Annotated in this window: 16 protein-coding genes and 1 pseudogene (1 of these 17 running past the window's edge); all 17 read right to left on the bottom strand. The window is 48.3% G+C overall.

The window, feature by feature from the left end; all coding sequences use genetic code 11:
- Window positions 1-65: 65 nt before the first annotated feature.
- Window positions 66-752 carry a 1-acyl-sn-glycerol-3-phosphate acyltransferase gene (locus tag GXO76_03825; protein NOY76981.1) on the bottom strand — a complete coding sequence of 229 codons (687 nt, stop codon included), beginning with the start codon at window positions 750-752 and terminating at the stop codon, window positions 66-68.
- A gap of 72 nt (window positions 753-824) precedes the next feature.
- Window positions 825-1,340 carry a hypothetical protein gene (locus GXO76_03830; protein ID NOY76982.1) on the bottom strand — a complete coding sequence of 172 codons (516 nt, stop codon included), beginning with the start codon at window positions 1,338-1,340 and terminating at the stop codon, window positions 825-827.
- Between the two features lie 49 nt (window positions 1,341-1,389).
- Window positions 1,390-2,340: a hypothetical protein gene (locus tag GXO76_03835; protein ID NOY76983.1), complete on the bottom strand. Its 951-nt coding sequence runs from the start codon at window positions 2,338-2,340 to the stop codon at window positions 1,390-1,392.
- A complete protein-coding gene (locus GXO76_03840; protein NOY76984.1) occupies window positions 2,333-3,070 on the bottom strand; it encodes an ABC transporter ATP-binding protein in 738 nt (245 codons plus the stop codon). Before GXO76_03840 ends, GXO76_03835 begins: the two co-directional genes overlap by 8 nt.
- A gap of 276 nt (window positions 3,071-3,346) precedes the next feature.
- On the bottom strand, window positions 3,347-5,140 hold the full coding sequence (locus GXO76_03845) for an acyl-CoA dehydrogenase (protein NOY76985.1): 1,794 nt from the start codon (window positions 5,138-5,140) through the stop codon (window positions 3,347-3,349).
- A 125-nt stretch (window positions 5,141-5,265) separates the two neighbouring features.
- Window positions 5,266-6,444 (bottom strand): thiolase family protein, encoded by a 1,179-nt coding sequence (locus GXO76_03850; GenBank protein ID NOY76986.1) that lies wholly within the window; start codon window positions 6,442-6,444, stop codon window positions 5,266-5,268.
- Window positions 6,445-6,519: 75 nt separating this feature from the next.
- Window positions 6,520-8,931, bottom strand: coding sequence for a 3-hydroxyacyl-CoA dehydrogenase (locus GXO76_03855; GenBank protein ID NOY76987.1), 2,412 nt, complete (start codon window positions 8,929-8,931; stop codon window positions 6,520-6,522).
- A 566-nt stretch (window positions 8,932-9,497) separates the two neighbouring features.
- Window positions 9,498-12,182, bottom strand: coding sequence for a beta-propeller fold lactonase family protein (locus GXO76_03860; protein NOY76988.1), 2,685 nt, complete (start codon window positions 12,180-12,182; stop codon window positions 9,498-9,500).
- Window positions 12,183-12,451: 269 nt separating this feature from the next.
- Window positions 12,452-12,979, bottom strand: a complete 528-nt coding sequence (locus GXO76_03865) for an SH3 domain-containing protein (GenBank protein NOY76989.1) — start codon at window positions 12,977-12,979, stop codon at window positions 12,452-12,454.
- A gap of 22 nt (window positions 12,980-13,001) precedes the next feature.
- On the bottom strand, window positions 13,002-13,928 hold the full coding sequence (locus GXO76_03870; GenBank protein ID NOY76990.1) for a hypothetical protein: 927 nt from the start codon (window positions 13,926-13,928) through the stop codon (window positions 13,002-13,004).
- Between the two features lie 15 nt (window positions 13,929-13,943).
- Entirely contained in the window at window positions 13,944-15,443 is a 1,500-nt protein-coding gene (locus tag GXO76_03875) for a hypothetical protein (protein ID NOY76991.1), read from the bottom strand.
- A 104-nt stretch (window positions 15,444-15,547) separates the two neighbouring features.
- Window positions 15,548-17,626: a hypothetical protein gene (locus tag GXO76_03880; GenBank protein NOY76992.1), complete on the bottom strand. Its 2,079-nt coding sequence runs from the start codon at window positions 17,624-17,626 to the stop codon at window positions 15,548-15,550.
- A gap of 475 nt (window positions 17,627-18,101) precedes the next feature.
- A complete protein-coding gene (locus GXO76_03885; GenBank protein ID NOY76993.1) occupies window positions 18,102-19,013 on the bottom strand; it encodes a bifunctional enoyl-CoA hydratase/phosphate acetyltransferase in 912 nt (303 codons plus the stop codon).
- Between the two features lie 8 nt (window positions 19,014-19,021).
- A complete protein-coding gene (locus GXO76_03890; GenBank protein NOY76994.1) occupies window positions 19,022-19,516 on the bottom strand; it encodes a hypothetical protein in 495 nt (164 codons plus the stop codon).
- Window positions 19,517-19,633: 117 nt separating this feature from the next.
- Window positions 19,634-20,038 carry a hypothetical protein gene (locus tag GXO76_03895; protein NOY76995.1) on the bottom strand — a complete coding sequence of 135 codons (405 nt, stop codon included), beginning with the start codon at window positions 20,036-20,038 and terminating at the stop codon, window positions 19,634-19,636.
- 24 nt (window positions 20,039-20,062) lie between these two features.
- Window positions 20,063-20,659 carry an indolepyruvate oxidoreductase subunit beta gene (locus GXO76_03900; GenBank protein ID NOY76996.1) on the bottom strand — a complete coding sequence of 199 codons (597 nt, stop codon included), beginning with the start codon at window positions 20,657-20,659 and terminating at the stop codon, window positions 20,063-20,065.
- A gap of 78 nt (window positions 20,660-20,737) precedes the next feature.
- Window positions 20,738-21,844 (bottom strand): annotated as a pseudogene (gene iorA / locus GXO76_03905) (indolepyruvate ferredoxin oxidoreductase subunit alpha); it runs 657 nt beyond the window's last position.

Raw genomic sequence — 21,844 nt, forward strand, 5'->3', positions numbered from 1 at the left:
GAGCCTGTTTTAAAAAGACTTTTTCTGCGAACCTGGTGAGCTCTGGATTGCGCTCTGCCTGCCATTTAGAGTTTCTTTTTCTTGGGCGGTTTCAAAACCAATTTATACACCTCATCCATCACCCTATTGGCCTGCTCCTGTAAAATATCTTTATTCTCCAGGGTAACCTCAACAGGCGGCAAATAGATGGGTTTTCCCACCTGAACAACCACCTTTTTAAATCGCGGGAAAATGGCACCGGGCGGCAAAATGTCCCGTGTGGAGCTGATCCCTACGGGAACAACCGGGCATTTTGCCAACTGAGCCAATCGGACAAAACCTGTTTTCGGACGCGGGGGCTTTCCATCCTTCCATTTGCGTGTGCCTTCCGGAGAGATGAAAAGACGGGCGCCGTTTCTTAAAAGTTCCAGAAAATAGCGAAACCCTTCCTCATCTCCTGCGTCCCGCAGGATAGAATGCACACCGATCTTCCGAAGCCACCATCCCAGTAAAGGGACCTTGAACAATTCTGCCTTTCCCATTCCGTGAACCGGAAAGCTCACAATGAGTGACATGGTTAGAATATCGAGATAGCTGTTGTGATTGAATGCCGCGATAAAAGGGCCCTTTTTGGGGAAATTCTCTTGTCCCCGGGCCTCCCCTGAAAACAGGATCTGCATAAAATATTTAACGATAAAGAAGGATATTGTGTAAACCATTGATCCTTCTTTAAACCGCGATTTCGTTTGCTTTTGCTTGCGATTCTTACTCATAATGGGTCTCCCAAAAAATCCATTCTAACCTGCTTTCGATCACTGTTTTTCGGCGAAAGCAAGGAAACAGCCTCAGTGAATCGCCTGCAAAATTTCCACAAGATCACCCTCAACTGTGGTTTTCGGACGTTCAATAATTCGCCCGATTTCCTTATTCCCGTAATACACAATAAATGTCGGAACCCGCTCGATCGCGTATTTTTTTCGAATGCCTCCCTTCGCATCTTTGGATCGATTCACAGCGATCATCTTCAGGGACAAGGACGTGTTTTTGGCCAGGTCCCAGACTTTCAGAAACCGCCCCACTTCTCTCTGACTATCGGGGCACCAGGTGCCCAAAACAACGACTATTTGAACCGGTTTTTGAAAATTTTTTAAGAACGAAACTGCCGCTGAATCGGGCGAATAGGCATCGTAGCTGGCCTTAAATCTGGAAAAATCCTGCAATAAATCTTTTTCCCCGATGACGCCAACGGCAAATGCATTCCCCCGGGCGTCTTTTTCAATTTCATACCCTTTTCGGGAAGATTTTGAACACCCCACCCAGACCAATGCAACCACCATTAAGAAAACAGAGAGACGCCTCATTTTTTTCCTCCTGAGATTTAATCCATTACGCCTGACTGCCGCGAGTGAGCTATCGCAGCAGCCCTTTCACAATCACATCCACGGCTTCATCCTCCGAAAGTCCTCTTGCAATCAGAGTTTCAACCTGCTTTTTGTCCACACTTCCAATGGCTGCTTCGTGCGTCAGTTTGGCCGTTTCGTCCACAACCATTAGTTTGGGAATGGCGCTGGCGCGTGCCCGGTTTCCCTTAATAATTTCCATGCAATCCACGTGGCCGCGGGAATGCGCGCCCGTTCCAATCACCTCACCCAACACCTCGCTCACCGAGCGGTCGCTCACCACAATCCGGCTCTTGGCGAGACCCCGGGACCCCCGTCCGTTCAAATTAATCGTTTCTTTTACCCGAATAAAATCATCTTCCTTTCCGTAAGCTTTTGTCTCCATTTCACAAACGGCCGAATCATCCAGATTGGCGGTGTAATCCAGATCCAGTTTCCCCACGCGGCCCGTGGACAGTTTGAAATCCGTTTTAAAATAGCCGTTTTCCGCTACCGAGACAACCGTTTTGGGAAGCACCTCAATACCTCCGCTCGTTCCGTGAAAATGGGTTTCCGAGTACGTAAGGGATGCCCCCTTTCCAATCCGAATATTCGCATTCATCAGATGCTTCACATGAACCGCATTGGGAAAGCTGCAATGTGCCAAAAACGACACCGAAGCATTCTCTCCGATCCGGTACTCGGACTGAATTTCCTGGATACCCTCCGCAGGAATTACTCCGAAACAAAGATGCACGGGGAAGCGAACGGCAACGCCATCCTCCACCACAATTCTTGCCCGGACACCATTGGGAATGGTTTCACCTTCAATATGAACACCGGGAATGGAATTTGAAGCCAACACCCTGTTTCCGCTCACCACCAGACTGGCGAAAGCCTTGTTCAGCAACTGCCTGGAGTCTCCACCGCTTTTTTCATACGCCTCAACAATAGCTTCAAACTCTTTGGAATAATCAGGCATTTTCGCTCATCTCCATTTCCGGTTGATTAATATGCGGGCATTCCTCACAATGGAGCCTGAAAAACCGGGCAATTTCAATTGGATCGCCGGTTCTCAAAATCCTTCCCCCGCAGAGGAAAGATGAGCGGTCGGCAATTTCAGCCACTTTCTCGTGATGCGTAATCAACAACACAGCTCCGCCCATTTGGGCCACCTTGCGAATGACGTGAATAATATGGTCCATGGACGGCGCATCGATTCCGGAATCGGGTTCATCCAGAATAGCCAGGCGGGGCTGCATGGCCAAAATGGATGCCAATTCGATGCGTTTTCGTTCACCGCCGCTCAGGGTTTCATCAACCGCTCGAAGGAGATATTTCCCCGGATTCAGTCCCACTCTTTCCAAACATTCCTGAATGCTCATGTGGTTGCGGCCGTTTTTCTTTGCAATTTCCAAATACTCAGCTACGGTCAATCCCTCAAAGCGCGCAGGCTCTTGCCAGGCAAGGGTCATCCCGCGCTTTGCACGTTCGAAGGCCGGCAAAAGGGTAATATCTTCTCCGTCGAAATAGATCCTGCCCGCTGCAGGCCTGAATCCGCTTAACCCCATCAATACGTAGGCCAGGGTCGATTTTCCGGTCCCATTCTGGCCCAGAATACTGTGAATTTCCCCTCTGAATATTTGCAGATTTAATTGGTTTAGAATAGTTCGTCGGCCCGCTGTAAAAACCAGATTTTCGATCGATAACAAAGGCACGTTACATTTTTCCTTTTTATAAATTGACTTCCCTTTAAGAACCACGAATTTCAGAAATTAAGCCAATTTTATTTCATGAAAACTAATTCACAAAAATTTATGAAATTCGTGGGCCAAGGTTTTTCGGGCAATCTTTAAATTAATTTATGAAAAAATACAGATATTTACAAGGAAGAAATGCAATCTTTCCCAAATTTACCGAAGACCGTGTTTGCATAAAAAAACCTCCCGGAACATAAGACCGGGAGGTTTGTTTCTTCTCCTGTCATCCTACAAATTGTATTTTTCCGCGTCGACCATATAATCGCAAATCATGCGGCGAATAGCCGCTGTATTGATCGGCGTGTACTTGGTGTACCGCCGCAAGATGGTCAGATACGTGCGAAGGGTATCTCCTTCGGCAATGAGCGGCATGGCCTGCTGCGCCGAGAAATTGATGCGATTCAGAGAATCGTTCACATAAGCGCGCGCAAGGTTGGTGTAGATTGAAATGTTGTCTTCGCCTTTTGTTTTTGCCAATTTCTTGACCCGATTGATGGCGCTTTCCATGGCGTACACTTCCATGGAAATATCGGCAATATGTCCCAGAACTTCCTGCTCATCTTTAACCTTGTCCATGTATTTCTGAACCGCGCCACCCAGCAAAAGAAGAGCAATTTTCTTGGCATTTCTGAGAATTCGCGTCTCTTCAGCCAGGAATTCCTCGCCCGGCTCTTCGGGCATCGAGAAACCCAGAATCTCGTCCATCAATGCCTGTGCTTTTTGCAGGAGGGGCAATTGTCCCCGGGTTGCGCGCCGAATCAGCATTCCCGGAATGAGCAGGCGGTTAATTTCATTAGTGCCCTCAAAAATGCGGTTGATCCGGGCGTCACGATAGGCACGCGCCATGGGGTATTCTTCGGAATATCCGTATCCGCCGTATATTTGAACGCCTTCATCCACCACGTAATCCAGAGCCTCGCTGGCATACACCTTGTTAATGGAACATTCCACGGCGTATTCTTCAATGCCCTGTAATGTGACATCTTCGTAATTGGGGGCGCCGAGTTCAACGCTTTCCAGAATGGAATCAATTAACCCGGATGTCCGGTAGACCATCGATTCCGTTACCCAGGTACGAATAGCCATTTCACCCAATTTGTGCTTAATAAGCCCGAAATTGGAAATGGGTTGTCCGAATTGGTGGCGTTGTTTGGCATATTGAACGGCTTCCGTGGTCACTAATTTCATGGCTCCCAGAACTTCGGCACCCAGTTTAAACCGACCGATGTTCAGAATATTAAACGCCACTTTGTGGCCTTTTCCAATTTCGCCCAGCACATTTTCCACGGGAACCTTGGCATTGTCCAGGATAAGTTCGCCTGTGGATGACCCATGGATTCCCATTTTCTCTTCTTCTTTGCTGAAGGTTGCTCCACCGGTTTCCTTATCAATAATAAAAGCCGTAAATTTGTCACCATCCACTTTTGCGAATGTGATGTAAACATCGGCCCATCCCCCATTGGTGAGCCACATTTTTGTGCCGTTGAGAATGTAATATTTCCCGTCATCGCTCAGTTTGGCCGTCGTTTTCGCCGAAAGGGCATCCGATCCCGATCCCGGTTCGGTCAAAGAGTAGGAAGAAATCCACTCGGCCGTTACAAATTTGGGCAGATATTTCTTTTTTTGTTCCGGTGTTCCAAAATAAACGATGGGCAGGGTTCCGATGCCTGTATGGGCGCCAAATGTAACCGCCCAGGAACCGGATTTACCCACATTTTCGGCCACCAGCATGGAGGACGTTTTGTCCAGTCCCAGACCCCCGTATTCCTCCGGTATATCCACGCCCAGCAGGCCGATTTCGCCGGCTTTTTTCATCAGGCCCAGACTCAGTTCTTTGATCTTTTTTTCAATTTCATCCGCCTTGGGCATGACTTCGTTATCTACAAAATCCCTTGTTGTCTCTGCAATCATTTTGTGTTCATCGGTAAAGTCTTCCGGCGTAAACATCTCCTCAACGGGGATATCTTCGTACAGAAAACTGCCACCTAAAATATACTTTTCCGCCAATTTTGCTTCTTGCATTTTTCACCTCTTCTTTTTTGGGGAATTGATCTATGTTAAAATAAATAAGGTTCAGCCACAGAGCTTTGGGTTGCTTCTTACCGCTCCCCGGAAGCTCTGTGGCAATAAAGCTTTTTTGAACCGGTTTACAGCCTTTCAAAAATGCCGGCTGCGCCCATGCCGCCGCCAATACACATGGTCACCATGCCGTACCGGGATTCCCGTCGTTTCATTTCATTCAGAATCTGGACGGTTAGTTTGGCGCCGGTGCATCCCAACGGGTGACCCAGGGCAATAGCCCCGCCGTTGACGTTGATCTTGCTCTTATCCAACCCCAATTGTTTGATGACAGCCAGCGATTGAGATGCAAACGCCTCGTTCAGCTCGATCAGGTCAATCTCGTCTAATGAGATTCCGGTGCGCTTCAATACCTTTGGAATGGCGGCTGTCGGCCCCATTCCCATAATTTCCGGATCCACGCCGCCCACGGCAAAACCCACGAATCGGGCCAGGGGTTTAAGTCCCAGTTCGTCAGCCTTCTTTTTGGACATCACCACCACGGCGGCAGCCCCATCGCTCATCTGCGACGAGTTTCCGGCGGTTACCGTTCCGTTCACCTTAAATGCCGGGCGTAATTTGGCTAATTTCTCTACAGACGTGTCCGCGCGGGGGCCTTCGTCCATATCGAAAACGATCTCTTTTTCCACGATTTTTCCATTGGGTCCCACCTGGCGTTCCTTGAATTTCAAGGGAACAATTTCATCTTTGAATTTCCCTTCCTTAATGGCCTGAACGGCCTTCATGTTGCTTTCGTAGGAGAACTCATCCATTTCTTCCCTTGAAATGTGGTACTGTTCCACCACACGCTCAGCCGTTAATCCCATGGCCAGAAACGATCCGGGCCAGTTGTCGCTCAGATACGGATTGGGCCGGAACTTATTGCCAATCATGGGAACCATGCTCATGCTTTCCGTCCCGCCGGCCAGAACCACATCGGCAAAACCGGCCATTATTTTTTCGGCAGCCATGGCAATGGTCTGCAAACCGGACGAGCAGAAGCGGTTTACGGTTGCGCCCGGAACACTTACGGGTAATCCTGCCCGAAACAGAGCAACCCGGGCCACATTCATACCCTGTTCGGCTTCAGGAAATGCACAGCCCATCAGGACATCATCAATTTCTTCCGGCTTTAAACCGGGAGTGCGCGCCACGGCTTCTTTGATTACAGCAGCAGCCATTTCATCGGGGCGAAAGTTCTTCAGCGTCCCCTTTTTGGCCTTTCCTACCGCTGTTCGAACACCTGTTACAATGACAGCATCTATCATTTTAAATCTCCTTTTCTAAAGAATTTTTTAAGCCTCATCGTGAAAATGCCTTATTGGAATCACCCCAAAGCCGGGTTAGTTCCTCAGAGGCTTGCCGTATTTTAACATGTGCGCAATTCGATCCTGCGTTTTCTTTTCTCCGCACAGGCTCACAAACGCCTCACGCTCCAGATCGAGAAAATATTGCTCCGAAACTTCCTGAGGAGCCGTTATATTTCCGCCGGTCATGATGTAGGCCAGTTTTCGGCCAATGTGCTGATCGTATTCGGAAATGTAACCGGATTCGCGCATCTGATCAAGAGCCAGATAAATAGGCGCCAGGACATTCTCACCCAATGCAACCATTTTTTCCGGAAGGGGTTTTTTATAGCCTTCTTTCACCATCGCCAGAACGGTCTTCTTCGCATCGCCAATCTGCCGGTCCTGATTCATTGAAATATGGTCATAGTCGCGCAGGAAACCCAGCTTTTTGGCTTCGAGAGCACTGGTTGCCACTTTGGCCGTTCCGATGATCTGAAAGAGATTTTGAATAAACGGGAGGGCATCCACATCGTTAATGCCGCTAAATCTCTTCAGGGTACGGAGGGTCATTTCCTTGGTGCCGCCGCCTGCCGGAATCACGCCGACTCCCACTTCAACCAAGCCGATGTAGGTTTCCGCTGCCGCCTGAACGCGCGGGGCATGAAGCGTCATTTCGCATCCACCGCCCAGCGTCATCCCGAAGGGGGCCACAACAACCGGTTTTTCGGAGTATTTCACCTGCATGTTTACATTCTGAAACATGCGGACAGCCCGATCCAGCTCGTCCCATTCCTCTTCCTGCGCAAGCATGAGGATGAGCATTAAATTGGCACCGGCGGAAAAATGCTTTCCCTGGTTGCCAATTACCAATCCTTCGTAATTCTTTTCAACCTCTTTTACGGCATAGCTGACCATCGACAGAATACCTTCGCCAATGGCATTCATCTTTGTGTGAAATTCCACCAAGGCGACGCCGTCACCGATGTCGTACAGGGTGGCATCCGCACTCGATTTGATGATCTTCCCTTCCTTTTCCTTTTCAAGGGAAAGAATAATTACATCCTTATCGAATGAAACCGGCTTGTAATCTTCCGAGGCAAAATCATAATAATACAGATTTCCTTTTTCCTTTTTGTAAAATGACTTTTTGCCGGCGGCCAGCATCTTTTTCACCTTCTCAGGAACCGGTTTGCCTTCTGCTTCCATTCGCTTAACCGATTCTTCAACGCCCAGGGCATCCCAGGTTTCAAAGGGACCCAGCTCCCAGTTAAAACCCCATTTCATGGCATTGTCCACGTTTACAATCGAATCCGTAATTTCGGGGATGCGATTGGCTGAATAAATTAGAATGGCACTGGTCGTTTCCCAGAAAAACTTACCGGCTTTATCTTTGGCATTCGCCACGGCCTTGATGCGCTCACCCACATCTTCAATTTGCTTGGCCATTTCCAGGGATGCAAATTTGGCCTTTTCGCGGGGAACATATTCCATGGTATCCGGGCGCAAAGCCAATATCACACGCTTGCCATCCGGGCTCTTCTCTTTCTTGTAAAAGCCCTGGCCGGTTTTGTCACCCAGCCATTTATTTTCAACCATCTTTTTAATGAAGTCGGGCACCTTGAAGATTTCCCGCATTTCATCGTCCTTGGCCGCTTCGTATAAGTTTTCCGCAACGTGTACTAATGTGTCGATTCCCACCAGGTCACCTGTTCGGAACGTGGCGCTTTTCGGCTTGCCGGTGGCCGGCCCCGTGATGGCATCAACTTCCTCAATGGTCAGGCCGTCTTTTAGCATTTGCTGAATCGTGTAGATCACTCCAAAAACGCCCACGCGGTTGGCGATAAAGTTCGGCGTATCGTTACAGTAAACGATTCCCTTGCCCAATTCCTTTTCACCGAATTCGGCCATAAATTTCACCAGCTCCGGATCGGTCTCTTTTGTGGGAATAATTTCCAGCAGGTGCATATAACGCGGGGGATTAAAGAAGTGGGTGCCCAAAAAGTGCTGCTTGAATTCTTCAGACTGGCCCTCGGCAATTTGTGCAATGGAAATACCCGATGTGTTGGACGTGACAATGGTTCCGGGTTTGCGATGTTCCGCCACGCGTTTCATAAGCTGCTGCTTTATGTCCAGACGCTCAACAACTACCTCGATAATCCAATCCACATCCTTCAGCCAATCCATATTGTCGTCGAAGTTTCCAACCGTGATCAGCTCGGCACGTTCGGGCACAAAAAAAGCGGCCGGTTTTGCTTTAAGTGCATTCTTTAAACCCTGAGCCGCCAATCTGTTTCGAACCTGAGGACTTTCTAACGTCAACCCTTTTGCCTTTTCCTCGTCCGTTAGTGTGTTGGGGACAATATCCAATAGATAGGATGGGATTCCCGCATTCGCGAGATGGGCTGCAATTTGTGATCCCATCACTCCCGATCCCAACACGGCAACTTTTTTTATATGATAACCCATGATTATTCTCCAAATTAATTTATGATTCCAGTGATTATCTTACCGTACACATCCTGCTCTTCTCAAATAAAATCTTTAAATTCGAAATCTTGTGCTTTTGTTGGAGTACTTGATTTTTCTTGACATTTTACTGGAAACGCGAATGGTTTGATGCGAAAAAAGAGCGGACAACGTGAAGGTTACCTTGGGTGAAGGATAAGGACAGACATCCGTTTCACCTCCCTTCCATGAAAACTGGGGTCTTCATTTTATGAAAGAATTTTTTTGTCATGAACAATTCTCCGAATAATACTTATTTATATTAACAATTTTTTTTCACTTTCTCAAGGGAAAAATAAAAATATCCCGGCTTAGCGCAAAATTTTTCAATAGGATATCAAGATTGGTTACTTGAATGATTCTCTCTTTTTTTCTCCGGGGTTCTCTGTGTTATTATTTTCGGAGTTACACAGAGTACCGCCGAGAGGTACAGAACACCACAGAAAGACATGCTCCCGGAGTATCCATTCAACCGGGAGCATGATTTCAATTCGCCGCCATGTCAGGCAGGGTCTCTGATATCAAAATTAATCATCATCATCCCGACCGGCGTACTTGGCAGGATAGGGCCGATTTCCCATTGTGGCAAACCAAATAATCCGATTCAGAATGTCATCCCGGCCGGAATCGATTTTGTCAAATTCCGGCAGCAGAGAAAGTTTGGCATATTTCAGAGCCTCTCCGTTAAGGGCCTTCAACGGAGGATTCATCTCATTCAGGGCAATTTGGTTGGAAACAGCCGTGTACGGAGAAAAATCCGGTTTACGGCTAAAACAATCCCGCATTGGGCTGGCGCTGGCGTCAATTTGATTCATGGGCGGAATGCCAAGAATCTGCTCGATCGTCCGAAGCATGGAGGTTTGGTTGTAGTTGGTGTGAACGGTTTTCTTCAACCGGGAGTATGGGCTGATCACAAATCCCACCGTTCGATACGCCGAGACGTGATCCCAACCGGCCTGCGAGTCGTCTTCCGTCACCAAAATAACGGTATTTTTCCAGAACCGGCTTTTTGAAACGGCTTCCACAATCTGCCCCAGAGCCAGATCGTTATCCGCAACCATGGCCCGCGGTGTGGGGTAACCCGGGCGTGTTCCGGCTGTGTGATCCGAAGGAAGAGCCATAACCATCAACTGGGGCAGCTGATCGCCGGGCATTTTTTCATAGGCTTTTAATTCTTCAATAAAGGCCGCCGCCCGCAAAATATCCGGAATTTTATGGTCGTATGCCGGGAATTTCTGGGACAGAATCTTGTTTACGGGAGCAATGGTACTTTTATTCACAAATTGGAACGCCTTTTTCCCCGAAACAAAATCAGTGTAAATATCATTCCAGGTTTTCCACCGGTTGTGATCCCACTGAACAAAACAGGCTTCTCCGAAAATTCGGACACGTTTCCCATTGGCCAGCGCATCATTCCAGATGAAGCCGTATTCCGGGTACACCATCGCATCGTACTGAATGTGGTCGTAACTGCGGAACCAGGCGCGTACCTTTTTTTCGATATAATCGGTCACAATTCCCGAATCCGTCCACTGGTGACCCTCAGACGAGCATTTTCCGGAGGCGTAATAATTATCGAGTAGCGAAAACTCTCGGGCAAGCTTGTGGTGATTCGGAGTAACCTTCTCTCCAAACGAACAAAGCTTGGCTTCACCATCTCCCTCTTTCATATCACCCAACACCTGATCGTAGGTGCGGTTTTCTTTGATGATGTAAATCACGTGTTTAAAAACAGAGGGCTCTCCGATTCTTTCCGGAACCGGTACCGGCTTCCGATTTTTTCGGGGAAGAAGCTTCGATAATTCCATTCGAAAGGTGAGATTATTTTTTTTCACGCGTGCCGTAAATTTCTGAAGCGTTTTTTCATTCGGAACAGGAATGATTGAAATCGACGCCTTTTCATGATGCGCATTAAAAAATCCCGCTGACGATGGGGAGGCTACCGCACCGTTTGCCTTCCGAAAAGCAATTCGGGAGCCAATTGCTTCAATATTGGCCACGTACAGTGTGGATGCATTCCGGGAAACAACGACGGCCCCCGGGTACGTCTCGGTGGGAATAAACCCCAGCAGTCGGCTTGAGTGAGCCGTCCCGCTGCGCGAGGCCTTTTTTCCCAGCTCCACAACGGCCAGAGCATTGTCCATGCCGTTGGCAACGTAAAGACGCTTTCCATCGGGAGAAACGGCCAGACCATTGGGCGAATCGCCTACAAAATTCTGGGCTGTTTTCATCAAGCGCACGGAAATGGTCTCGGTTACGGTTTCCGTTTCCGTCGAAATTACAGACACATTGTCGCTGTTGGCATTGGCCACGTAAACAAACCATTCGTCGGGACTCTTTACGATGTCGTTGGGATGCAGTCCCACCGGGATCTCTTTCAGGATTTTTCCCGTATTCGGATCCAGTACCGTAACCGTTCCGTTGGAAACCGCTCCCGTTACGGAATCCACCGCCGCCGGGTCCCAGGGGGTTCCGGCCGTTTCCTCACCGTGTTTGGGCTGTCGCCCTCCCCAGTTGGTGACGTACATTTTTCCGGCAGCCAATGTAAGTCCAAAAGGCGCCACACCAACCGTGGTTGTCCAGACCGGCTGATCCGACTGCAAATCGATTTTAACCACCTGGTTATTTCCGTTTAAGACGACGAACAGAAAATGACCCGATAAAACCACCTCATTGGGAATCGCGGTTAAGAAGCGCCCATGCGGTTTCTTCTGCCCTTTAAAATGAAGGGCCTTATCCGGAAGAAGCCGGGCTCCGGAGTCGGGAGTCCATTCCGCGCGAAGGACGGCCGAATCGTTTCGCTTATTATCCGCACTCCAAAAAACCGTCTTCCCGTCCGGAGACCAGATAATTCCCGAAAGCGTGTTCATATACCGTCTGAAAGATTTTATTTTGCGCAGCTCAATTTGAGAAACCACTTTTTGGCTTCGGGTATCCACGAAAACAACCCCGTAACGGGTTTCGACAGCCAAAATTTTCCCGTCCGGCGAAAGGGCACAATCCAGGGCGTGATCTTCATTTCCGGGATCACCAAAATAGACCGACTTCCCTGCAGGATCGATGACTTTGTTGTACGGCATGAGTACCGGAAGGGTGTTCCGGGCGAGGGTTTGAGCATCGTAATTAACCGCTTGTGCAACCGGCGGCAGCGTTGCCGATTTTTTCTGAACCAAGACCGGTGTACAGCTCAAAATTCCAAACAAAACCCCCATCCAACCAAACGTGTGCATAAAGACTCGTTTCATCTTCTTTCTTCCTGTTTTTTGGGATTCTAAATATTTTACCACAATCAATCAGTCACCACAATAAATTGTGGTGATTGTTCAAAGCACTCTTATGGAATTTAAGACCGCTCCAGGTACCCCTTTTTAAAAAACAATCCCCCAATAAAAAAACAACCCTCGGACTCTCTTGTACAATCACCACAATTTATTGTGGTGTCTGTCTGTTCAAAGCACTCTTCTACCATCGGTCTCTGTTCTTATTTGAGCCGCTTGATGATGTGGTAGCCCAATTTGGTGTGAACAATACCCGACACCTGCCCGGGTTTCAATTTCAACACAGCCTTTTCGAAAGCGGGAAGCAGATCACCGCGGTGGAAATAGCCGAGATCGCCGCCATTGGCTGCGCTGGGGTCGATTGAATACTTTTTGGCGAGATCGGAGAACTTGGCACCCGCCTTTAATTCTGCCAGAATCTTTTCAGCGGTTGCCCGATCCTTCACAAGAATATGCGCCGCATGGATTTCATACCCGCTGACCTCGGTAATATCCGTTGCCAGCGAGGGCAGCCACATCCATCCCGTGAGCTGTACTTTGGCCCAATTCCCTTTTCTCGAAAGCACGTTTAACCGGGTTCCCGCTCGAAGCTGACCCAGAATTTTGCCACCAGGTGCTGACCGAAGATTTTCCTTTACCGGTTTTACGTAATATGTTTTTTTGGATGTCTGTCCGAAAACACCGGATGTTAGTAATGCCATTGCAGCAATGGCTATAAAAATGCGCCTCATTCCAGAGCCTCCTTTGTTTGATCTAAAAGTCTAACTGTTCATTATCTCTTAAAAATCGAATCGTTTCCGAATATGATGGGATGCCCTTCCGGCCGCCCAATTGGGTACATTTCAGTGCTGCAACCGCACTGGCAAAAATCAACTGCCTTTTCAAATCCCACTTTTTCAGGAGAGCAAAAATAAACGCACCGTGGAAAACATCCCCGGCACCCGTGGTATCGACCACAGGAACGGAAAAGGCGGGAATCTTGTACAGATGAAACCGGTCGGCTCCCCAAACTCCCCTTTCACCCAGGGTTACAACCGCGACAGACGGCCCTTTGCGGAGAATTTCCTGCAAGCCCTCTTCCAGCGGCCGGTTTGGAAAATGCAGGTCAAAAAACGTTTCGGATGCTACAAAATAATCTACTAAACGAAAAAAGGACTCCATTTCATCCCGGACGCTGCCCACATCCATTACAATTTTTGCTCCGTTCGCTTTTGCCATTTCTGCGGCCGGAATTTCCAGTTCCGGGAATCGGCCGTCGATGTGAAGATACCGTGTTTTTGTAAACACATCGTGGTCAATTTGTTCCCAGGCGGGCGGTGTCCATTCCGTTCGATTTAAAACGACGCTCCGCTCCCCGGTTTTTTCGTCAATCCAGACGAATGCCTGAGGGGTGCGAACCTCTTTATCAACAAGAACGTGGGAATAATCGACGCCCTCCCATTGAAATTGGGCCCGAACAAATTCTCCCTCCGTGTCGGCGCCCACCCTTCCCACAAAGGCCGCTTTTCCGCCCAGGCGCGAAAGTGCAACCATGGCCGTTGCCACCGGTCCCCCGCCCTGCTGCGAAAAGCGCACGGCTTCCGTTTTTTCGTTGGGTTTGGGATACGCGGGAACCACACACAAATAATCAATCGGACACAGCCCCAGCCCCACGCAGTCGAATTCCTTTGAGCCGGCCACACAGTCTCCTTCATTTTAATGAACGGGAATCAATTGAACATTCAGGATTTTGTGTTCCCCCTGAGAAAGGTGAATTTTTCGTACGGCTGTTTTAAACTTCTCCGCCTGAAACGAAAGGGTGTACTCTCCCGGTAACAAAATGCGCCAGTAATGTCCAAACGTCGAATCGCTCCGTAAAGGGGCGACAACAGGAGAAAAATCATTTTGAATTTGGACAATCGCCGCTACCGGCTTTCCCGACATCCGGTCGGTGATCTGCCCCTCTATTCCCGTCTGAAACACCCTGCGCAACATATAGCGAATCCCCTTCATGTTCTGCCGAATGACAAAATCGACCTTTTTCTGCGGCGGGAAATATTCCGTCCCCAGATCAACCATAAAACTCAATGTGCGAAAACGGGCATAAAACCAATTGACGCTGAATCCGCTTTTCCCGTTTAACGGGCGCACCTCGTAGTGACGACGGCTCCTGTACTTTCGGCATTTTCGGGCGTATCCCAGCGCCAGTTCGTGAAGCACGTCATAGTCCGGCGGCCGAATTTCCTTCGTCCAGGGAAACATCACCGACTGTCCGTAGGCGTGGTAGTCGATCATCAAAACAAAATGCTTTTTCAGGGCCACATCCCGAATGGCCTGTGTCTCCGGTTCGGAAAAGGGCCGGGGACCTTTGTAATACCAGCTCCGGGAATCCGCATCCCCGGAATTCGCCCAATTAAAATCATAATTTTGATTGAGATCGACGCCATCGACGGCCGGCGAAAAAACGCCGTCGCCATTATTGTCCCGTAGGTTTTTCCGCCAGAAAGGAAATTTAATATGATTTTTGATAAGATACGAATATCCGTCCACATTTACAAGTGGAATGATGAAAATTTCTTCCTTTTGGATAAAGCTATTATTCGAAGAATGACGCCTTTCTGCCCGCAAAAGCGAATCGGCCAGAGCGAGAAGAAAAAGCGTGCCAAGAGGCTCCCGGGCATGCTGCCCTGCCATGAGCAGAATGGCCGGTTTGTCCTGATTTTTTCCCGGGTGATTCGAAAGTTTCAGCATAAGAATGGGCCTTTTGTAAAAGGCCGTGCGCCCGATTGTGTCTAATTGGGTCCAGTGCGGGTATTTTTTTGTAAGATCAAAAAGCCTCTTCTCAATTTGGGCGAATGAGGGGTAGTTCTTCCCAACGCGTAAATTGTAATCCGCTTCCGCCATAAACGCGCAGGGAATACCCAGTTTCTTCAACCGACTGACATCAGAAAAGCTTCCTCGAAATTCCAGTACACTATCGTTCAGATGACTCCGGGAAATGTAATGGAGTTCAAGCAGCTTTTGCCGGTCGGCCCGGTTTTTCGGAAATACCCGAATCACGCTTTTCTGACTGACCCTTTTGCTGTGCGTGTAATTTCGCACAAACAGAAAAAATAACCCGAACAGAACCAGCGCAACCAAACCGATTCCGGCCAAATACCGGAGGTTTTCTTTCCATAAAAGAGCAGACGGATTTTGAGAAGAGGGTTTTTTCATATTGGATAACGCTTTAAAAATTTCAGCCCACTAATTTCTCGAATTTTCACGAATTAATTTTATTGAATCTGAATTCGAAAAACTAAACTAAGTTTTGTATTCCGTTACCACTTAAAAACCGGCAGGGTTTTCTGAAAAACAAAAACGGCTGGCGAGCCGCCCTTTTGTGACGAACGGGTTTCGGTTACGATTAGTTGCCGTTTGTCCTTCGAAAGCTGGTAAACGGAACGGATTTCCAACGGATACGTTCCCTGAGATGTTTTCAGGATCACGGATGAGTGAAAGACGAGACTCTTATGGTTCGGGCCCCACACCAGGCGGCTTTTAATGGAATCGTCAACGGCTCCAAGATAACCCATTCTTCGGATGCGATCCAGAGCCATGACCGGAGGGCCTCCCGCTGTGATGTCCATAAAGCTGTTGCGAATGCGCCGCCCATAATTTGAAATTGTTTCAATCGAAAAATGAGATCCCTTTTGAGCGATTTTCTTCACCAATCCGAAGGACGAATTAGCGTATATTCCAATATTCGTGCTCAGTTTCTTATCCAATTTCCAGACGCCGGAAAAGTCAGGCGGCAAAATTTGTTCATATCGGGTTGTAATGGTGTGGGATTTTCCGGCCATGATCAGAAATTCATCGGGAGCTACGATCTCAAATTCCGGGCCCAAAGCATCCATGATTTCCTTGACACGCCGGACATCATTGCTTTCCCGCACGTGAAATGCCAAAAAATACGGCCGCCTGGGATTAATGGTGGCCAATTCCTTCAGATCGGCAACGGCCTGTTCTTTGGACGTTTTGGGCGAGAGGTAATAATCGTAAGAAACAAAGGGCTTACCCTTTCTTACGTCAAACGTATTGGCCGGGCCGTAACCATTAAAAAAGCCAAAAACATCGGGCATTTCCTTGTAATAGGCATCGACCACATTTTTGGGAAGATCCCGGGTTCCGGGTTCGGAGGCGTCGAAAATTTCAAAAATGTGTAAATCCAGTTTATCCATAAATTGGCGGGCCAATCGAATGGATTGGGGAAGCCGGTCCGGAGGAATCGCCTTTGGGTACATATAGCCGGCACCGCCAAGCGCTCCGATGAAACAATCATTGGGAGTTGCCTGTTCGTAATAAAACTGGAGCATGGCAGGAGCCATATCAATCCAATTCATAATGACTTCCCAGCCGTACGGAATCTGTCCCCTTCCGGGCTTCAACCAGGCACCAATACCCAGTCCATCACTTTGAATGAGTGTAATATAAACCTTTTTTTCAATTTTCGGATTTTTATTAACATGGTGTTTTTGTACAAACTTAAACCCGGGTGTTGCCGGAATCTGACAGTGGAAACTCAGGTTGGGTGCCGTGTTTAACCCCTCTACCCGCAGCGCATAATGGGATGCCAGCGTGACATATTCCTCCTCAAGGTCTTTTGTGTAGGCATGCCATCCCAGAACAATCCCGAAGGGTTCCATTTCACTGAAGAGTTTTGACGCCAGCGCGTATTCCTGAACATCGGTTTCCCGTGTGGACAAATCCGTAAAAAAGGTACGGTGGTACATCCCAAAGTCAGCGATAGCCGGCTGCATTCTATCGCCTCCGACGCCCCCGATGAAGGTGATGTACCGGTGGCTGCACCGGGACCAATAGCGATCGTACGCCCATTTGTAAATGGTGTAATCCGATTGACCGGTGAATTTGCCCCGAAAATCTTCAATGCGCTTGAATCCCATTTTTTTCATAAGCGGCAGCTGGTCCTCAGAAACAACAATGGCGCGTTCCAACCCGGCCACGGTAAACGATACAATAAGCGAGGTTCGAACGGCCTTATCCCAGACCACATAACCCTTTACGTAGCGCTTAAACTTTTGGAGAACCGCTTCAACCGTTGCTGCCGGAGCGGGGATAACATGGTGTCTTTTCTGATAGTAATCCAGAAGGGACTGAACATTTGTGTAGGGATAATTCTTCCCGTAAAGCAGGTAGAGTTGAGGGCCGTGGGTATTCACAACGCCCTCCAAGCTGATGAGCAATGCCTGGCGGGACAGGTCCCCGTCAATCTTCCAATCCCCGGAAACATCGATGACCGTCGCATGAATGGGCCGGATCGATTTCGTTTCGGCCTTCAGCAGATTCACCCCAAAAAGAAAGGCCAGAAAACCCATTGAAAAAACAATGATTTTTTTCATAATTTAAACCCTCATAGTTACTGTGTTCCCTGTAATTCTCATAAAAGACGGTGTTGGACACGTTATAAACGAGCCAAAATACATTGGCCCATTTCGATATTTTCGGCAAAGGCATCGCTCAACCCACCATTCAATGGATAACGTCATAAATATAGCAAATTTTATCTTTCATTAGCAAGTTTGAATTGGGGAAGAAGGTATTTTAAGGTATTTTAATGATGATTCATTTAACGGGTGCGTCGCATTATCGCCGGATTAATAGGCACGCCGGTGGGAAGGAACACAAAAAAAAGGATATTAAGGATTCAAATACCCCCTGATCCCGGGAAAAGAGGACCCGCAAAAAGCGAAATCCCTTATTCCCGCCCTCGCGGCTATCAAAATGTGGTGCCTGTGTTTTGAAGAACTCCCCAAAATGGACTAAGACGTCCATATTTGGACAAAATATCACAAGGACTTCTGCCTCTGTGCGTTTTCAGCGATTGGCTACAATGGCTCCAATGGCCATCGAAAGCAGCTTGGCATCGGGGGTGTCTGCCCGGGACGGAATCAGAATAGGTGCTTTGGCCCCCATTATCACGTGTCCCAAACGAAATTTTGCCCAGTAAGTGGTGCTTTTTGCCAGCAGGTTGGCCGAAACCATTTCCGGCGGCACCAGGATGTCGGCCATTCCCTCAACAGGGGACTGAATCCCCTTCATTTTCAGGGCCTCCGGTGAGACAGCATTGTCCAGAGCCAGAGGGCCATCAATTATACAGCCTTTAATTTGCCCGCGCTGATTCATTTTTGAAAGAATGGCAGCATCTATTGTGGACGGTATGCTTGGAACGACGGTTTCCACCGCAGAGAGCAGGGCCACTTTGGGAAGGGAATTTCCAAGAAAATGGGCTAATTCAACCGCATTTTGGATGATTTGAATTTTCTGCTCCAGATCGGGCAAAATAGTAACCCCGCCGTCGGTAATCATAACCAGCTGATTCCCGCTGCGGGCGGGGTTTTCAAACAGAAACACGTCACTCAAAAGACGGCCGGTTCGAAGTCCGCCCTCCGGATTCAGGGCCGCCTTTAGTAAGGTACTGGTTTTGACGCGCCCTTTGAGCAAAATATCGGCGGACCGGCGGCTGACCGCTTCCACGGCTTTACGCACGGCTTCCGCTTCCGTCGAAAAATGATAAATCGGAATCTTTTGGGCATCAGGCACATCCAATTCGCTCAAAATGGCCCGAATCTGGGGTTCGTCACCAAAAAGCATTCCCTCAACCAACCCCAATTTTCGGGCGTCTGCCAGAGCCTGTAATGCCGCCCGATCCTGGGCATTGGCAATGGCCACGATTTTTTTGCCCAAACCCAGTGCGTGATTCAAGAGGGCGTCAAAATTTACTATCATGGTTTGGCCTATTTTTCTTTTTCGCCTTCCTTTTCGCCTTCGTGTTCATGGTCTTCCGCTTTTAGTTTCCCCTTTTCACGAAGCGCCATAATGATGGACTCAAAATGATCGTGATAATTTTCAAAGGCGTCCAGCAGTTTCTTGTCATCCCCCGATTTTGCTGTCTCGCGCAATTTTTTCCCGCTTTCCGCCAGTTTTTGGGTCAATGTTTTGAGCGTGTCCGACATGTCTTCCCAATCTTTTGGAACGGGTACTATCTCGAGAGAATCGCCCAGAGACAAAAGGTGATCCAGGCTATCCCGAATCGCCTGGGCATTGTCTGCCGGGTAGGCCTCGTGTTGCAATGGGCGCAGAACCTTGTGAAAGTCCTTAATTGCCGCCAGTAAATCCTTTTGAGGAGCCTTGGCCGTTTCTTTCGCGGCCTCCTTTTTTGACTGACACGAGAAGACCACCAGAGCCGCCATGAGTAAAATCAAACCCATTACCAATCCACGATTTCTCATTCATTGTTCCTTTCATTTTCTTCGTTTTATTTGTGATTAATCACCTGTCTTTCAAAAATTAATGGAAAAAATAAAAATGTCAAGCAAAATCTTCCGGCAAATACTATTTTTTTGAATTTATTTTCGAATTTCCCGCATAAAATCCCGAATTGTTTTATGATAGGCAGAAAAGGTCACAACCAAGGCATGGTCATCCTTCCCTTTGGCCAGCTCACGCAATTCGGCCCCTTGGGTTTTCAACCGCTTAATAATGGCTTTTAGCGTATCCGCTTTCGCCCCGTGTTCCTTCCAGACGGGATAAATCGCCAGCGAATCACCAAAGGATAAAAACCCATCGAGATTTTCGCGTACAATTTTAGCCTCTTTTTTTTCTGAAGGAGGATTGGCTTGCGCCATGGAAAAACTGTGTGGATTTTTCATAACGGAAGACGGGGCCGCTTCTTTCTTTTTGGATTGACAAGACGTCAACAAGATGACCCATGCCATTCCAATCCAAACGATCCCAAAAAAATTCTTCTTCATTTCTTACCTTTCTACTGTTTTGTTTTATGTTTCCACAACCGCGTTCTGCTGTACGGCACGGCCTGCCCGAAATGCTTTCAGATTCAACTCCAGAAATTTCTTCGGCACCTTGTCCTGAATGACTTCTGTCCAGATAGATTCCGGGATTTCCAGATCATTTGAAAGGGTTCCCAGCATGGTAATATTCAAGATCTTTACACTTCCCAATTTTGTCGCCAGATGCGTAAAATCTTCCAAAACAATATGGTTGGTTTTTTTCTTGCAGATGGAAACTACGTCTTTCGGGTAGTCCGCATGGTCGTATTGAATGGATTCCGGAATCACTTCATAATCATTTATGATGATCCACCCGTTGGGTTTCAGATAATCCAAATAGCGAACGGCTTCCAATTTTTCAAATGCCACAATAAAGTCAGCCTGATTCAACGAAATCAGAGGCGAATAAATCTTCCTCCCGAAACGAACCTGACTGATCACACTCCCGCCTCGCTGGGACATGCCGTGTACCTCGCTTTTCTTGACATCAAATCCGTGCCGAAGGGCAATTTCCGCCAAAACATCACTGGCAAGCAGGACCCCCTGACCGCCAACACCCGTAAAAATTACATTTATTGTCTTCATGCCGTTTCCTCAATCTATTCGTAAATTTGTGCAGGGCTTTTTCTGAACATCCTCATTTAAAGGGCACACTCCAAGGTTCTACCCGGGCTCTTCTTCCATGGGAAGAATCGCATCCAACTGACAGACCTGCGCGCACTGGTCGCATCCGATGCAAAGCAAGGGATCAATAACGGGCTTTTTGCCATCGGGGCCCGGCATAATTGCCGGACAGCCAATTTTGTAACACAGGTCGCACGCCACACATTTTTCCTGATCCACATAATAGGTTGGCCCTAACACTGCCCTCTTGTACAACACACAAGGGGCATCGGCAATGATGACCGACGGCTCCGGGGCATTCATTTCTTCCCGGATAATGGCTGTCATTTCTTTCAGCTTGTACGGGTCTATTCTTCTGACACGTGTAATACCAACGGCTTGTACCAATTTTTCCAGATCAAGAGGCGTGGTCGGTTCCTGTTTCAATGTTACTCCTGAGGCGGGATTTTCCTGATGTCCCGTCATGGCCGTGATGCGATTGTCGAGAATAATGATGGTTGTAATCGCTCGGTTGTACACCATGTCGATAAGGGGAGTAATTCCCGAATGAATAAACGTGGAATCGCCGATCACCCCCACAAGCTTCCTCTGGAATTTTTCCGGAGCAACCTTTACCATTCCTTCAGCCATTCCCACGGACGCCCCCATGTTCAGACAGGAATCCATGGCATCCAGAGGGGGAAGCGCCCCCAGGGTGTAACAACCGATGTCTCCTGTAACAACAGCCCGCAGCTTTTTAAGTGCCCAGAATACGCCGCGGTGCGAGCACCCGGGACACAAAACCGGCGGCCGGGCGGGTAGTTTAACATCCAGTTTTGCGGAATCTTCCTCAAGCAGAGCCTTCTTTAAAAGCGCCTCGGAAACAACGTCAGGCGTTAGTTCACCCAGGACGGGAAGAATCTCCTTTCCGGTCACGGTTATGCCCATGGCCCGGACCTGTTCTTCAATGAAAGGATCCAATTCTTCGATCACATAAAGTTTTTCCACCCGTTCGGCAAATTCTCTGATAAGCTTTTCGGGCAGGGGATGCGTCATTCCCAATTTCAAATAAGATGCATCCGGAAAAACCTCGCGGGCATACTGGTAAGCAATTCCGTTGGTAATAATACCAATTTTTCGATCGCCCCAATCCACCCAGTTCATGCC

Source organism: Calditrichota bacterium, assembly GCA_013151735.1.
Taxonomy (GTDB): Bacteria; Zhuqueibacterota; JdFR-76; order JdFR-76; family BMS3Abin05; genus BMS3Abin05.

Excerpts from the sequence above, each read along its gene's own strand:
- GXO76_03875 (NOY76991.1), bottom strand. The coding sequence starts at position 15,443 with ATGAAAAAACCCTCTTCTCAAAATCCGTCTGCTCTTTTATGGAAAGAA.
- GXO76_03845 (NOY76985.1), bottom strand. The coding sequence starts at position 5,140 with ATGCAAGAAGCAAAATTGGCGGAAAAGTATATTTTAGGTGGCAGTTTT.
- GXO76_03830 (NOY76982.1), bottom strand. The coding sequence starts at position 1,340 with ATGAGGCGTCTCTCTGTTTTCTTAATGGTGGTTGCATTGGTCTGGGTG.
- GXO76_03895 (NOY76995.1), bottom strand. The coding sequence starts at position 20,038 with ATGAAGAAGAATTTTTTTGGGATCGTTTGGATTGGAATGGCATGGGTC.
- GXO76_03855 (NOY76987.1), bottom strand. The coding sequence starts at position 8,931 with ATGGGTTATCATATAAAAAAAGTTGCCGTGTTGGGATCGGGAGTGATG.
- GXO76_03850 (NOY76986.1), bottom strand. The coding sequence starts at position 6,444 with ATGATAGATGCTGTCATTGTAACAGGTGTTCGAACAGCGGTAGGAAAG.
- GXO76_03900 (NOY76996.1), bottom strand. The coding sequence starts at position 20,659 with ATGAAGACAATAAATGTAATTTTTACGGGTGTTGGCGGTCAGGGGGTC.
- GXO76_03860 (NOY76988.1), bottom strand. The coding sequence starts at position 12,182 with ATGGGGGTTTTGTTTGGAATTTTGAGCTGTACACCGGTCTTGGTTCAG.
- GXO76_03885 (NOY76993.1), bottom strand. The coding sequence starts at position 19,013 with ATGATAGTAAATTTTGACGCCCTCTTGAATCACGCACTGGGTTTGGGC.
- GXO76_03890 (NOY76994.1), bottom strand. The coding sequence starts at position 19,516 with ATGAGAAATCGTGGATTGGTAATGGGTTTGATTTTACTCATGGCGGCT.
- GXO76_03865 (NOY76989.1), bottom strand. The coding sequence starts at position 12,979 with ATGAGGCGCATTTTTATAGCCATTGCTGCAATGGCATTACTAACATCC.
- GXO76_03880 (NOY76992.1), bottom strand. The coding sequence starts at position 17,626 with ATGAAAAAAATCATTGTTTTTTCAATGGGTTTTCTGGCCTTTCTTTTT.
- GXO76_03835 (NOY76983.1), bottom strand. The coding sequence starts at position 2,340 with ATGCCTGATTATTCCAAAGAGTTTGAAGCTATTGTTGAGGCGTATGAA.
- GXO76_03825 (NOY76981.1), bottom strand. The coding sequence starts at position 752 with ATGAGTAAGAATCGCAAGCAAAAGCAAACGAAATCGCGGTTTAAAGAA.